Below are 14162 nucleotides of genomic sequence, written 5' to 3' on the forward strand. Positions count from 1 at the left end.
ACGGTCTCGTCAACCTTGGTTGACACGAGGTGAATGTCAACCTATATTGACAGCATGACGGATGCGAAGGACCTTGCCGAGTCGGCCGCGAGCGCCGACCCGAGCACCGGGTTGCGAGCCGCGCTCGCACTGCGTCGCCTCGCCGACTCGCTGGAGCGGCTGCAGGTGGCGAACGCCCGCCGACAGGGATGGGCGTGGCAGGAGATCGCCGACGCGCTGGAGGTCAGCCGGCAGGCGGTCCACAAGAAGTACGCGAAGGAGATGTGATGTTCGAGAGGTTCACCAAGCCGGCCCGCGATGCGGTGACCGCTGCCCAGACGTACGCCGCCGAGCTCGGTCACGAGCGCATCGGCGACGACCACCTGCTGCTGGCGATCGGCTCCAGCGCCGGCTCGTCCGCCGCCCGGGCGCTCGCCGAGGCCGGGGTCGATGCCGCCGCGCTGCGGGCGGAGATCGAGCGCGCCCACGGGCGCCTCGGCAACGACGACGCCGACGCGCTGTCCACGCTCGGGATCGACCTGGACGCGGTGCGCTCCAAGGTGGAGGAGGTGTTCGGCGCCGGTGCCCTGGACAGTGGGAAGCCGCGCCGCCGTCTCGGCGGGCACATCCCCTTCACCAAGGACGCGAAGAAGGTCCTCGAGCTCTCGCTGCGCGAGGCGATCCGGCTCAAGGACCGCTCGATTGGCACCGAGCACATCCTGCTCGGCATCCTTCGCGCGGAGGGGGAAGGACATGCTGCACTACAGGCCCTCGGCGTGGATGCTGCTGCGCTGCGCCGCACACTCGAGCACGGCGAGGCCGCCTGAGGTCTCACCCCCGCCTCCCGATGAGGCGGGCGTCAGCCGGCCAGGTGGGACCAGGCGGGAGCCAGCTCGGTCCATGGACCCACAGCCGCGATCTCGCCGTCGACCATGACGACGACCCGGTCGGCCTGGGCGAGAGCGGCTCGCTTCGAGGTGGCGCCGATGACCGTCGTGTGCCGGTCACGCAGCGCCCGCCAGAGCTCGATCTCGGTGGCCGCGTCGAGCGCACTGGAGACGTCGTCGGCCAGGAGCAGCTCGGTGTCGGCGGCCAGCGCTCGCGCCAGGGCCAGACGCTGGACCTGTCCCCCGGAGAGGCGTACGCCACGGTGACCGACGATCGCGTCCGCGCCGCCCGCCTCCTTGACGTCGAGCTCGAGCCGCGCGTCGGCGACCGGACTGTCGAAGGGTCGGTCGTGGCCCAGCCGGATGTTGTCGGCAAACGTGCCGGAGAGCACCCGCGGCACCTGGGCGACGTACGCCACCTGCCCCGGCCTCAGGAAGGACTGCGGGTCCTGGACCAGCTCGTCGTTCCACCGGATCGTGCCGGTGTGCTCGATCAGGCCGGCGAGCGACGCCAGCAGGGACGACTTGCCTGAGCCGACCTGCCCCACGAGCAGGACCAGCTCGCCGCGCGAGATCGTGAGCGAGACGTCGGAGACGCCGATCGTGCCGTCGTCGTGGACCGCCGACAGGGCCGAGAGCTCGAGGGACTCGAGCGGCACCTGGTCGACCGGACCCGGATCCGGCGCCTCGCCGGTGACCAGGTCGACGCCCGGCGGCAGATCCATCAGGTCGCGACCGCCGGCGAACCGGCTGGTCTCCTTCTGCCACGCACGCGTGCCCGGAGCCTCGGTGACGACCATGCCGGCCACCCGGCCGAACCAGTCGAAACCCGAGACCGCGTTGGCCACCAGCAGCGCGGTGGCCAGACCCCAGCCGCCGCCGAAGTAGATCCCCCAGGCAGCCACGACGCCGCACTGGACCATGAGCGCGGGAACCCCGTCGAGGAACGCCTGCACCCGGTGTTCCTTCACCGCCGCCTCGACCCGTCCCGAGTCGACGTGCTGCAGATGGGCGTGGACCTGCGGGGTGGCCGCGGCCAGCTTCACGGTGCGTACGGACTCCAGCGCGGAGACCACGGCGCGGCCGAACCGCGCGCGAGCGGCGGATGAGGCCGCGGCCGAGCGGCCGGCGATCGGCCGACCGACCGCGGAGGCCAGCGCCGAGGCGATCATGACGACCAGGAGCACGGCGCCCGCGAGCGCGGTGCCTGCGAGCAGGGCGGTGATCGTCGCGATGACGAGGCCGTTGACGAAGTCGACCCAGCGGTCGGCATAGCGGGCGTAACGGTCCGCGTCCATCGAGCGGGCGACGACCTCGCCCGGCGGTGTACGCGTCAGGCGGTGCTGGCGGGTCTGGCCGTAGAGCACGGCCATCCGGGCCCGCAGCATGACCTCGATCCACCAGCGCGGGTAGCGGTAGAAGGCGTCGGCGAGCATCAGCGGCGCGGCCAGCAGGCTGAGCACGAGCAGCCCCGACATCACCGTCGGCCTGCCGCCGTCCTGCAGCGACTCGACGATCCGGCCCCACAGGAGCCCGGTGAAGGCACCCTGCGCACCGGTCATCGAGGCGAACAGGAACAGCAGCGCACCCGCGACGCCCCACTCGGGGCGCAGGAACAGGACGTGCAGCATCCCGCGGGCGAGCGACGGCCCGGTGCCTACCTCGGGGACGTCCGGCGGAGCACCCGAGCGGCGCTTGCCGCCCACGTTGCCCTCCGCGACATGGTCGAGGGTGGAGTGGTCGGCAGGCTTGGCGATCGGTGAGGGCGAGTCGTGGTGATCGGTGCGGCTGGCCTCGAGCAGGTCGTGGAACGGTCCCGGCGTGGTCGCCAGCGAGGCCCGCAGGCCGTGCTGGATCACCCGGCCGTGGTCGAGCACGGCCACGTGCGGCGCCCGCTCGATCGTGGAGAGCCGGTGGGCGATCAGGATCCCGGTGCGCCCGGTCAGCAGCCGGTCGGCGGCCGCGACCACCCGGCGCTCGGTGAGCGGGTCCATCCGCGCGGTCGCCTCGTCGAGGACGACCACTCGTACGTCACGGACCAGCAGCCGGGCGAAGGCGACCAACTGCTCCTCCCCCGCCGACAGCGAGGTGCCGCCGGGGCCGAGCAGGGTGTCGAGCCCGTCGGGCAGGCCGGCGACCCACTCCGAGAGCCCCAGCCGGGCGACCGCCCGCTCGATGTCCTCGCGCGGACGCAGGTCGTCGAAGAGCGCGATGTTCTCCGCGAGCGTGCCGGCCAGGATCTCGGTGCGCTGAGTCACCACGCCCACGGAGGCGCGTAGCTGCTGCAGGTCGAGGTCGCGTACGTCCACGCCACCCAGGAACACCGAGCCGCGCGGCGGCTCGACGGCCCGGGAGAGCAGCGAGGCGAGCGTCGACTTGCCGGAGCCGGTGCGGCCGACAAGGGCGATGGTGTCGCCGGCCGGCACCGTGAGCGAGATGCCCTGGAGGGCGAAGGTGCCCTCGGCGTAGGAGAAGGTCAGGTCGCGCAGGTCGACCTCGAGGGCTCCCCCGTCGGGCACGGGCGCGCCGCCTTCGGGCTCCGGCTCGGAGCCCATCATCTGGCGCAGCCGGATGACCGCGCCCAAGCCGGCCTGGATGTCGGGCAGGTGGTTGGCGAGCATCGCGATCTGGCCCACGAACGTGCTCGTGACCAGGAACAGCGTCACCAGAGCGCTGATCCCGAGGCGGTCGTTCGCGGCGAGCGCCACGCCGGCCAGACCGATGCCGGCGAGCAGGGAGTGCAGGAGCACGCCGGCGCGGCGGCCGACCTTCGCCTCGACCGTGACGACCGCACGGAACTTCTCGTGGACCGTCGCCGACAGCCGCGCCACCCGGGCGACCACGTGGTCCTGGCCCAGGCTCGTACGCAGGTCGTCACGCCCCGCGATGCCTTCCTCGAGCACGGCGGCGTGGTCGGTCCAGGAGGCCTCCTCGATGACCTTGAGCTCGGAGATCTTGCCCAGCAGGCGGCGGATGGCGAACCAGGTCACCGCGGCGAGCAGCGGGAACAGGATCGCCGCCGGCCACCAGGTGAAGCTGGCCACGATCCACATCGGCAGTGCCGCGAAGACCGAGCGGAACAGCATCCACAGCTGCCAGCGCAGCAGGTTGCCGACCTCGTGGGAGTCGTCGTCGACCCGGTCGAGGATCTCGCCGACGGCCTGCTCGCTCAGCTCGGAGAGCGGCTGCCGCATGGCGGCCTGGAGCACGTCCTCGCGCAGCTTGCCCTCTGCCCGGTCGGAGACCCCGACCCAGGCGATCTTGGCCGTCGAGTCGATCAGCGAGGCACCGATGACGCACAGCGCCAGCCAGCCGACCAGGCTCGCGGTCGGGTTCTCGGCGAGCCGTCCGGCCACGACGGTGCCGATCGACTGGGCCACCATGGCCACAGCCAGCGCGATCAGCGCGGCGGCCGTCACCGGCCCCTTCAGGCGTCGCCAGTCGACCTGCCGGCTCGGGTCGGCAGGGTCGGTGGGGACTCCAAGAGCCTTGCCTGAGGTGGGCACGGGCGGAGTCGAGAGCGTCGCAGTCATCAGAAGATCACGGTAAGTGCGACCACCGACACTCGCCTAAAGGTTTTCCGCCTTCACGCGCCAGCAAACACCACGCTGACCTGCATCTATAGGAATCAGAAGAAAGATCTGGAGAGCAAAGTCACGTACGCCCGGAAGGTGTCCCGAAATGGGACGACGGCCCGGCACGGAGTCCGTGCCGGGCCGTCGTGAGGTGCATCAGAAAGAGTCGATCGCCTCGTTGAGCGTCGCGGAGGGACGCATCACGGCGGTGACCTTCTCGGGGTCGGGCAGGTAGTAGCCGCCGATGTCGGCGGGCTTGCCCTGGACCGCGAGGAGCTCCTCGACGATCTTGGCCTCGTTGGCAGCCAGGGTCTCGGCGAGACCCTTGAACGCGGCGGCGAGCTCGGTGTCCTCGGTCTGCGCGGCGAGCTCCTGGGCCCAGTAGAGACCCAGGTAGAAGTGCGAGCCGCGGTTGTCGGTGGTGCCGAGCTTGCGACCCGGGGAGCGGTCGTTCTCGAGGAAGGTCGCGGTCGCCCGGTCGAGCGCACCGGCGAGCACCTTCGCGGCCGGAGCGGAGGCCTGCTCGGCGTACTTCTCGAACGAGGGCACCAGCGCGAAGAACTCGCCCAGCGAGTCCCAGCGGAGGTAGTCCTGCTCGACCAGCTGCTGCACGTGCTTCGGCGCCGAGCCGCCCGCACCGGTCTCGAACAGACCGCCACCGGCGATCAGCGGGACGATGGAGAGCATCTTCGCCGACGTACCGACCTCGAGGATCGGGAACAGGTCGGTGTTGTAGTCACGCAGCACGTTGCCGGTGACCGAGATGGTGTCCTCACCGTTGCGCAGGCGCTCGAGGGAGTACGCAGTGGCGAGCTCGGGCGAGAGGATCTTGATCTCGAGACCCTCCGTGTCGTGCTCCGTCAGGTAGGTCGTGACCTTCTTGATCAGCTCGGCGTCGTGGGCGCGCGACTCGTCGAGCCAGAAGATGGCCGGGGTCTTGGAGTCGCGGGCGCGGCTGACGGCCAGCTTGACCCAGTCGCGGACCGGGATGTCCTTGGTCTGGCAGGCGCGCCAGATGTCGCCGGCCTCGACGTCGTGCTCGATCAGCACGTCGCCGGCCAAGTTCTGCACCCGGACGGTGCCGGCGGCCTCGATCTGGAAGGTCTTGTCGTGGGAGCCGTACTCCTCGGCCTTCTGCGCCATCAGACCGACGTTGGGGACGGTGCCGATCGTGGCCGGGTCGAGCGGGCCGTTCTTCTTCACGTCGTCGATGACGGTCTGGTAGACGCCGGCGTAGGAGGAGTCCGGGATCACCGCGAGGGTGTCGTCCTCGCCACCGTCGACACCCCAGAGCTTGCCGCCGTTGCGGACCAGAGCCGGGATCGAGGCGTCGATGATGACGTCGGAGGGGACGTGCAGGTTGGTGATGCCCTTGTCGGAGTTGACGTAGGACAGGCGCGGGCCGGCCTCGATCGCAGCCTTGAAGGCGGCCTCGATCTCGGCGCCCTTCTCCAGGCCGGGGAGGCCGGACAGGATCGCGCCCAGGCCGTCGTTGGCGGACAGGCCGGCGGCCTCGAGGTCAGCGCCGTACTTCTCGAAGACGTCGGTGAAGTAGGCCTTCACGACGTGGCCGAAGATGATCGGGTCGGAGACCTTCATCATCGTGGCCTTCAGGTGCAGCGAGAAGAGCACGTCGTCGGCCTTGGCCTTGGCGAGCGCGTTCTCGAGGAAGGCGTGCAGGTTGGCCACCGACATGTACGTCGCGTCGACGATCTCGCCCTCGAGCACCGGCAGCTCGGCGAGCAGCGTCACCGTCTCGCCGTCGGCCTTCTCGAGCACGATGGAGAGCGTGTCGTCGGCCGGGAGGGTCACGGACTTCTCGTTGGACTTGAAGTCGTGCGAACCCATCGTGGCGACGGTCGTCTTGGAGTCGTCGGAGAACGGCTTGTTGGTGTGCGGGTGAGCCTTGGCGTACGCCTTGACCGAGCCCGGCGCACGACGGTCGGAGTTGCCCTCGCGCAGGACCGGGTTCACCGCGGAGCCCTTGACCTTGTCGTACTTCGACCGGATCTCCTCCTCCTCGGGCGTGCTGGGCGCCTCGGGGTAGTCGGGGATCTGGTAGCCCTGGGTCTGCAGCTCCTTGATCGCGGCCTTCAGCTGCGGGATGGAGGCGGAGATGTTGGGCAGCTTGACGATGTTGGCTTCCGGCGTCTTCGCCAGGTCACCGAGCTCGCCGAGCGCGTCGTCGGCCAGGCCGAACTGGGCCAGGATCCGCGAGGCCACGGAGATGTCACGCGTCTCGACCTCGACCCCCGCCTTGGCCGCGTAGGCCGAGACGATCGGAAGGAAGGAGTACGTCGCCAGCAGCGGCGCCTCGTCGGTGTGGGTGTAGATGATTCGTGCGGCCATTGCTGTGGCTACTCCTGACAAGTTGCGATCTGCGTATGACTGAGGCCGGGGTCCCGGACGAAAGAAAGTGTCTTGACATCAAGATATCAGAAAGGGTGATGAGACACCGCCCCGCCCCACCTAAGCACCACGATGTGCCGTCGCAAAAGAGTTACTGTGTGTAAACACCTCATGTTGTTCAGGTGACTGCTGATACCTGAGTGCTTCTCGGGTGTCGATGGGTCTGACCGACGTCAACAGACATTGAAGGGTTAAGGGGACATGACTGAGGAATCACTGTCGGCGGCTGAGCCGACCTTCATCCAGAAACTCGCAGCCGAGGTCATCGGGACATTCATCCTGGTGTTCATCGGGTGCGGCTCGGTCGTCGCAATCGTCGCCGGCGCCACCCACGCTGGACCCGAGAACGCGATCTGGGGCCTCGAGGTCGCCGCTGTCGGCCTGGCGTTCGGTATCGCCGTCGTGATCGGCGCCTACACCTTCGGTCGCATCTCCGGCGGCCACTTCAACCCGGCGGTGACGCTTGGTGTGGCCACCGCCGGCCGGATCAGCTGGAAGGACGCCGGCGCCTACATTGGCGCGCAGTTCGTCGGCGCGACCCTCGGTGCGATCGTGCTCTTCCTCGTCGCGCTCTCCTCGGACTACAACTCGTGGAACGACGGCGGCCTCGGCGCCAACCGCTTCGGCGACGGAGCCGGCACCGGCCTCATCGGCGCGATCCTGGTCGAGCTGGTCCTCACCTTCATCTTCGTCTTCATCATTCTCGGCGTCACCGACGTCCGGGCCGGGACCAACGCCACCGCTGCGCCGCTCGCCATCGGCCTTTCGCTGGCCGCGATCCACTTCGTCGGCATCCCCCTGACCGGCACCTCGGTCAACCCCGCCCGTTCGTTCGGCCCCGCTCTCTTCTCGGGCACCGACGCACTGGCCAACCTCCCGGTCTTCCTGATCGTCCCGGCTCTCGGCGGCGCCGTCGCCGGTTTCGTCTACCCGCTGCTCTTCGACAAGGACGGCTCCGAGATCGCGGGCGCCGGCCTCGCCTTCGGCGGCGACAACCTGACCCCGGCCCAGAACATCCCGTCCTGGGACTCCCAGGCTGCCACCCCGGCGGCGCCCGCGGCCCCGGCGGCTCCCGCGGCTGCTGCTCCGGCGGCACCCGCCGCGCCCGCCGCCAACCCGACGCCTCCGGCTCCGGACACCGGCGACCGCACGGTCGTCTCCGGCGGCGGCGGTCAGCCGGCCTGGCAGCAGCCGACCCCGGCCGCCGAGGGCGACCTCCCGGTCTACGAGCAGGACGGCTGGCGCTGGGACTACGCCAAGCAGGAATGGGTCCCGATCGAGCAGTAGTCTCGAGAAGCACGAAGGCCGCCCCTCGGGGCGGCCTTCGTCAATTTGTACGTCTCACTCGCCTGGAACGGTCACCGCGAGGATCCACAGCGCGCCCGCGGTCAGCGCCAGCAGGGCCACGTCGAACCAGCGGTTGCGCACCGCCAGCATCCCGGCATCCTTCGTACGCAGCACCGCACGCCCCAGCGACGCGGCACCCACCCCGGCGGCGAGGACGATGATCCCCACCCGCCAGTGGCCGAAGCCGACCAGCCCGAGACCGACGATCGCCGCGGTCAGCACCCCGAGGTAGACGAACCCGCCGATGGTCGAGGGAAAGCCGCGTACGTCCTGGAGGTCCGTCTTCTCGTGCTCAGGCGCCGCCGCCACCGGTGCGGGAGCTGCCGGTGTGGGACTGAGCGGGGGGTGGACGGACACGGTGTCAGAGCCTTTCGAGAGCCTTCTCGGCGCTGAGGACGATATTGGAGAGCAGCATGGCGCGTGTCATCGGACCCACCCCACCCGGGTTCGGCGACACCCAGCCAGCCACGTCCCACACGTCCTCGGCCAGGTCTCCTGCGATCTTACCGTCGACCCGGGAGACGCCGACGTCGAGCAGGGCCGCGCCGGGCTTGACCATGTCCTTGGTGATGATCCCGGGCACGCCCGCGGCAGCGACCACGATGTCGGCGTTGCGGGTGTGGGCGGCCAGGTCGCGGGTGCCGGTGTGGCACAGGGTGACCGTGGCGTTCTCGCTACGGCGGGTGAGCAGCAGGCCCAGCGGACGCCCGACGGTCAGCCCTCGGCCGACCACGACGACCTCGGCGCCGTTGATCTCGACCCCGTGACGCCGCAGCAGCTCGATGCAGCCCACCGGGGTGCACGGCAGCGGCCCGTCCTCACCGAGGACCAGCTTGCCGAGGTTGTAGGGGTGCAGCCCGTCGACGTCCTTCTCCGGAGCGACCCGGGAGAGCAGCGCGAACTCGTCCAGACCGGTCGGCTGCTGGATGAGGTAGCCGGTGACGGCAGGATCCGCGTTGAGCTCGTCGATGACCTTCTCGACCTCCGCCTGGGTCGCGGTGGCGGGCAGGTCGACACGGGTCGAGGCGACACCGATCTCGGCGGCGTCCTTGTGCTTGGCGTTGACGTACCAGTGCGAGCCCGGGTCATCACCGACCAGCACGGTCCCGATCCCCGGGGTGATCCCCTGGGCCTTCAACTTCTCGACCCGCTCTGCGAGCTCGGCCTTGATCGCCTTCAGCGTCGCGGTGCCGTCCAGCTTCTGTGCGGTCACGTCTTCATCCTGTCACTCGAGTCTGTGTGTTTCTTGTACGCGACGCCGAGCCGGCTCATCTTGACCAAATCCCAGGCCGAGTCGGCTCGCTCTGACACGATTTCCCGCCGAGGTGGCTCGTCNCGTATGTCGGGAGGTGACCGTGATGACCACGCTGCAACAACCCCAACACCCCGTGTTGGGGGCCGTGGTCGCGGTCACCACCTCGCTTGGTCTGGTCTCTGAGGCGAACCCGGCGTTCATGGCCACCGAGCAGAAGGCCGCCACGCTACTCGAGATCGCCCGCGCCAAGGCACAGTTGGCCGAGCTCGAGCTCCGGGTGATCGCGGCCGCTGACGATGTGGCCGCCGAGAGCGCGGCGCGGGATGTGGCGGCGTGGTTGCATCACCACACCCATCAACGCCCCGAGACCCTGCGCGCCGACCTCCGGCTCGCCGAGGCACTGGACCGGACCTATCACCAGGTCGCGGCCGCGATGCGCCGTGGCGACTGCAACCCTGCCCAGGCCCACGTCATCGTCGATGCCCTCGACGACCTTCCCTCCGATCTCGACCCCGAGATCAAGACCAAGGCCGAAGAAGCCCTGGTCGCCTACGCGACCCGGTTCGACCCCACCCAGCTGCGCCGCCTGGGGCGACGGATCCTCGATGTCATCGCCCCCGAGATCGCCGAGGCCGAGGAAGCCCGACGCCTCGCCGCCGAGGAGGCCCACGCCCGGAAGAAGACCCGCCTGGCCATGCGGCGGCTCGGGGATGGCACCACCCGGATCACCGCGGTCATCCCAGACGCGGCCGCGGACCGGCTCGCGACCAACCTCGAAGCGTTCGCCTCACCCCGCCGCGACGACGGCACCCGCACCGAGACCGGCGAGTACCTGCCCTACCACCGGCGCCTCGGACGGGCGTTCTGCCAGCTCCTCGAGACCCTCGACCCCGCCCGGATGCCCATCCACGGCGGGGACGCCACCACGGTGATCGTCACGATCGATATCGACCAGCTCCGCAACGAGGCCGGCATCGCCCAGATCCTTGGCGGCACCCCGATCACCGCAGCTGAGGCCCGGCGGCTGGCCTGCACCGCAAACATCATCCCCGCCGTCCTCGGCGGCGCCTCAGAGGTCCTCGACCTGGGCCGTAAGGAACGCTTCTTCACCGCCGCCCAACGCCGCGCCCTCCTGCTCCGATCGGCGACCTGTGAGGCCGAGGGCTGCGACATCCCCGGCACCTGGGCCGAAGCCCACCACTGGATCGAATGGGCCCAAGGCGGTCCAACTGATCTCNGCAGGTCGGTGCAGATGGCGGTGACGCGTACGTCCCAGGCCCCCGACGGCTCGTGCCGGCCGCGGAGCAGGATCTCGTCGGCCACCGCGGCCAGCAGGGACTGCTTGTTGGCGAAGTGGTGGTAGAGCGCGCTGGGGCGTACGCCGAGCTCGGTGCCGAGACGGCGCATCGTCAGGTCGGCGAGACCGTAGTCGTCAAGGACCTGCAGCGCGCGGGCGACGACGTCCTCACGGCGGTATCGCATGTTGCTCCCAGGGGCCGGGTGGTGGGACGAAGTGGACGAAGACGTACGTCGACCTTAACCTGAACACCGTTCACCTGACCAAGGTTCAGGTCTGAGTACGCAGGAGCGAGTATGACCGAGTCCCCCACCAGTGCGACGTCGACCCCGGAGGCCGACGAGTCGAAGCCGGCCCGTTTCACGACCACCGACATCGCCCTGATCGCCGCGTTCACCGGGCTGATCTGCGCCTCCACCCTGGTCGGCGACATCCCGACCGGCACCGCAGTGCCGATCACCCTGCAGACCTTCGCGGTCGCGCTCTCGGGCGCGCTGCTCGGTCCCGTACGCGGGTTCCTGGCCGTCGCCCTCTACCTGCTGCTCGGCGGCATCGGGCTGCCCGTCTACGCCGACCACACCTCCGGCTTCGCGAAGTTCGCCGGGATCTCGGGCGGCTACCTGATCTCGTTCCCGCTGATGGCGGCGCTGGTCGGCTTCCTGGTGAAGTACGTCGCCGGGCCCGCCCGCACCCGGGCCGTCGTGGTGTTCCTGTGCTCGATCGCCGGCTCGATCCTGATCGTCCACCCCCTCGGCATCGCGGGGATGATGATCTACTCCGGCGAGCCGCTGAGCACCGTGTGGAAGTGGGACCTGCCGTTCTGGTTCGGCGACCTGGTCAAGACCGGGCTGGTGGCGATCGTCGCGGCTGAGGTGCACCGAGCCTTCCCGAACCTGCTGCGCCGATGATCGAGCTCGATGCCGCGGGGGTCGCGCTTCCGGAGGACGAGGGCGGCCGGGTGCTGCTCTCCCCCACCTCGCTGACGCTCACCGAGGGCCGGATCGCGATCATCGGCGGCAACGGCTCCGGGAAGTCGACGCTCGCCCGGCTGCTGAACGGCCTGGTGTCCACGACCTCGGGGCGTGTTGTCGTTGACGGGCTCGACGTCGCCCGCAAGGGCAAGGAGGTACGTCGCCGGGTCGGCTTCTGCTTCACCGACCCATCCGCTCAGCTGGTCATGCCGACCTGCGTCGAGGACGTCGAGCTGTCGCTGCGGCGGCTGGTGCGCTCCTCGTCGGAGCGGCGGACTCGGGCCCTCGAGGTCCTGGCACGGTTCGGGCTGGAGGGCCTGGCCACGCAGTCGGTGCACACGTTGTCGGGCGGGCAGCGGCAGCTGCTCGCGCTGGCCGGGGTGCTGGCCGCGGAGCCGTCGATCGTCGTCGCCGACGAGCCCACCACCCTCCTCGACCTGGCCAACACCCGACTGGTCGCCGACGCACTCTTCGGGCTCTCCCAGCAGCTCGTCCTGGTCACCCACGACCTCGACCTGGCCGCGCGGTGCGACCGCGCGCTGGTCGTCGCCGACGGGGCGGTGACCTTCGACGGACCGGCCCACGAGGCCGTCGCCTACTACACGCAGTCGGTGGGGGTGTGATGTTCGCGGGCGCCGGGCAAATTCCCGCCATGGCGGGGTTGTGGGGGCGGGTGGCGGCTCGGCGGGCGGCAGTTTCCCGCCATGGCGGGAAACGGCGGGCAGCCGACGACCGCAGCCGCGGCATTTGCCCGCCATGGCGGGAAAGTGCCGCAGACCGGGGATGGCGATGAGCTACCTCCTCGGCGCCTATCTGCCCGGCGACAGCCTCCTGCACCGCACTCCGGCGGGTGCGAAGCTGCTCGGGCTGCTGGTGTTCAGCACGCTACTCGTGGTGCTCCACGGCCTTGTCGCCACCGGGGTTCTCTTCGGGATCGCGGTGGTGGTCACGCTCATCGCCCGGCTGCCGATGCGGCAGGTGGGGCGGGCGGCCCGCGGCGTACTCCTCGTCGCGCTCGTCCTCTCCGCGCTCCAGGGCTACGCCCACGGATGGCCACGCGCGGTCGAGGCCGGCGTCGACCTGCTCTCCCTCGCGCTCGGCGGCCTCATCCTCACCGCCACCACCGAGGTCAACGCGATGCTCGACCTGTTCACCCGGCTCATCACGCCGCTGAAGCCGATCGGCGTCAACCCGGACGGGGTCGCGCTCGTGATCGGCCTGGCCATCACCAGCATCCCGGCGAGCATCGCCCTCCTCCTCGAGACCCGCGACGCGGCTCGCGCTCGCGGCATCCGGCACCCCAGGGCGTACCTATCCCCCTTCGTCATCCGCGTCGTCGCCCGCGCCCACGAGACCGGCGACGCCCTCAAGGCCCGCGGCCTCGGCGACTGACCCCCGCCGAATCGGTAGTTCTGCCGGCCGAGTCGGTAGTTGTGGGTGACGAGAGTCGACTCTCGTCACCCACAACTACCGNCTACGCCAACTCGAGAACGCCGCCAAGAAACTCGCCATCACCCTCGACCAAGCATCCGTCGTCGCCAGGGCCGCCAACGCAGAGAAGGACCGCCGCGTCAGCCTCCGCCCGGCACCCGACACGATGACCTGGCTCGGTGCCCTGCTCCCGGTCAAGGACGGCGTCGCGGTCTTCGCGGCACTGGACCAGGCGGCGAAGGCTGCCCACGCAGCAGGCGATGAGCGGACCCGGGGCCAGGTCATGGCCGACACCCTGGTCGATCGGATCACCGGGCGCGGCGCCACCGACGGTGCGAAGCCTCGGGTCGAGGTCAAGATCGTGATGACCGCCGACGCCCTCACCGGCGACGCGGATCAGCCAGCCCTGGTCGAGGGCTACGGCCCCGTCCCCGCGGCCTGGGCCCGTGAAGCATTGGCCGATGCCGAGGTCTTCGTCCGCCGGTTGTTCACCGACCCAGCCGGGCGACTGGTCGCGATGGAATCACGCGCCCGGAAGGCACCCGACGGACTCGCCGAGTTCATCACCACCCGCGACGGTGGGATCTGCCGGACCAATGGCTGCGATGCCCCGATCCGCAACATCGACCACATCGAACGCCACGCAGACGGCGGCACTACCAGTGCCGACAACCTCCAAGGGCTGTGCGAACGGTGCAATCAGGCCAAGGAGGCCCTTGGCTGGCGGGCCAGACCGGGGCCCGACGGCAGCATCATCACGATCACCCCCACCGGGCACACCTACATCAGCCCGCCGCCCGGCACCTGGCCGCCGGATCCACGATCCTTGTCGCCGGCAGAACGCAGGCTGCGCCGCGTACTCCACACTCACCGCCTCGCGGCCTGAGATCCCAGGGCTTGCGGGAACTTTCTTCGGATCGGTGCTTGACCTTGACGCTACGTCAGGGCTGCACGCTTCTTTCACGGCCCCAAACACCGGAGCCAGGAAACAAACACCAACCGATCCAAAGG

12 protein-coding genes and 2 pseudogenes are annotated in these 14162 nt (G+C 69.9%); 9 read left to right on the plus strand and 5 right to left on the minus strand.

What is annotated here, in order from left to right; translation table 11 throughout:
- The first annotated feature begins 54 nt into the window (after nucleotides 1-54).
- A complete protein-coding gene (locus tag ACFX43_RS18205; RefSeq protein ID WP_141802873.1) occupies nucleotides 55-267 on the plus strand; it encodes a helix-turn-helix domain-containing protein in 213 nt (70 codons plus the stop codon).
- The gene (locus ACFX43_RS18210) at nucleotides 267-806 is read left to right on the plus strand and encodes a Clp protease N-terminal domain-containing protein (protein ID WP_378831424.1); all 540 of its coding nucleotides are present in this window, start codon (nucleotides 267-269) and stop codon (nucleotides 804-806) included. Before ACFX43_RS18205 ends, ACFX43_RS18210 begins: the two co-directional genes overlap by 1 nt.
- A gap of 32 nt (nucleotides 807-838) precedes the next feature.
- On the opposite strand, the gene ACFX43_RS18215 is transcribed toward ACFX43_RS18210, so the two are convergent.
- Nucleotides 839-4372: an ATP-binding cassette domain-containing protein gene (locus tag ACFX43_RS18215; protein ID WP_378831431.1), complete on the minus strand. Its 3534-nt coding sequence runs from the start codon at nucleotides 4370-4372 to the stop codon at nucleotides 839-841.
- Between the two features lie 225 nt (nucleotides 4373-4597).
- Nucleotides 4598-6790 (minus strand): NADP-dependent isocitrate dehydrogenase, encoded by a 2193-nt coding sequence (locus ACFX43_RS18220; RefSeq protein WP_378831435.1) that lies wholly within the window; start codon nucleotides 6788-6790, stop codon nucleotides 4598-4600.
- A gap of 261 nt (nucleotides 6791-7051) precedes the next feature.
- On the opposite strand from ACFX43_RS18220, the gene ACFX43_RS18225 reads away from it, so the two are divergent.
- Nucleotides 7052-8137: an MIP/aquaporin family protein gene (locus ACFX43_RS18225; protein WP_378831440.1), complete on the plus strand. Its 1086-nt coding sequence runs from the start codon at nucleotides 7052-7054 to the stop codon at nucleotides 8135-8137.
- 54 nt (nucleotides 8138-8191) lie between these two features.
- On the opposite strand, the gene ACFX43_RS18230 is transcribed toward ACFX43_RS18225, so the two are convergent.
- Both ACFX43_RS18230 and ACFX43_RS18235 read right to left on the minus strand, forming a co-directional pair.
- Nucleotides 8192-8554 (minus strand): DUF3017 domain-containing protein, encoded by a 363-nt coding sequence (locus ACFX43_RS18230; RefSeq protein WP_378831446.1) that lies wholly within the window; start codon nucleotides 8552-8554, stop codon nucleotides 8192-8194.
- 4 nt (nucleotides 8555-8558) lie between these two features.
- Nucleotides 8559-9410: a bifunctional methylenetetrahydrofolate dehydrogenase/methenyltetrahydrofolate cyclohydrolase gene (locus ACFX43_RS18235; RefSeq protein ID WP_160025248.1), complete on the minus strand. Its 852-nt coding sequence runs from the start codon at nucleotides 9408-9410 to the stop codon at nucleotides 8559-8561.
- Nucleotides 9411-9555: 145 nt separating this feature from the next.
- On the opposite strand from ACFX43_RS18235, the gene ACFX43_RS18240 reads away from it, so the two are divergent.
- A complete protein-coding gene (locus ACFX43_RS18240) occupies nucleotides 9556-10815 on the plus strand; it encodes a DUF222 domain-containing protein (protein WP_378831458.1) in 1260 nt (419 codons plus the stop codon).
- Nucleotides 10816-10832: 17 nt separating this feature from the next.
- Here ACFX43_RS18240 and ACFX43_RS18245 read toward each other — a convergent pair.
- Nucleotides 10833-10934, minus strand: a pseudogene (locus ACFX43_RS18245) (TetR family transcriptional regulator); the annotation flags it as partial.
- A 111-nt stretch (nucleotides 10935-11045) separates the two neighbouring features.
- Between ACFX43_RS18245 and ACFX43_RS18250 the strand changes: the two are divergent.
- The 5 genes and pseudogenes from ACFX43_RS18250 to ACFX43_RS18270 all read left to right on the plus strand — a co-directional run bounded on the left by ACFX43_RS18250 (nucleotide 11046) and on the right by ACFX43_RS18270 (nucleotide 14037).
- Entirely contained in the window at nucleotides 11046-11657 is a 612-nt protein-coding gene (locus ACFX43_RS18250; protein ID WP_350663818.1) for a biotin transporter BioY, read from the plus strand.
- Complete coding sequence (locus tag ACFX43_RS18255) at nucleotides 11654-12343, plus strand: energy-coupling factor ABC transporter ATP-binding protein (RefSeq protein WP_378831470.1); 690 nt, start codon at nucleotides 11654-11656, stop codon at nucleotides 12341-12343. The genes ACFX43_RS18250 and ACFX43_RS18255 overlap by 4 nt, the downstream gene beginning before the upstream one ends.
- A gap of 166 nt (nucleotides 12344-12509) precedes the next feature.
- On the plus strand, nucleotides 12510-13112 hold the full coding sequence (locus ACFX43_RS18260) for an energy-coupling factor transporter transmembrane component T family protein (protein WP_378831477.1): 603 nt from the start codon (nucleotides 12510-12512) through the stop codon (nucleotides 13110-13112).
- 82 nt (nucleotides 13113-13194) lie between these two features.
- Nucleotides 13195-13716: pseudogene (locus ACFX43_RS18265) on the plus strand (DUF222 domain-containing protein); the annotation flags it as partial.
- Between the two features lie 48 nt (nucleotides 13717-13764).
- Entirely contained in the window at nucleotides 13765-14037 is a 273-nt protein-coding gene (locus ACFX43_RS18270; RefSeq protein WP_378840975.1) for an HNH endonuclease, read from the plus strand.
- Nucleotides 14038-14162: the final 125 nt, after the last annotated feature.

Source organism: Nocardioides sp. YIM B13467 (assembly GCF_042788075.1).
Taxonomy (GTDB): domain Bacteria; phylum Actinomycetota; class Actinomycetes; order Propionibacteriales; family Nocardioidaceae; genus Nocardioides.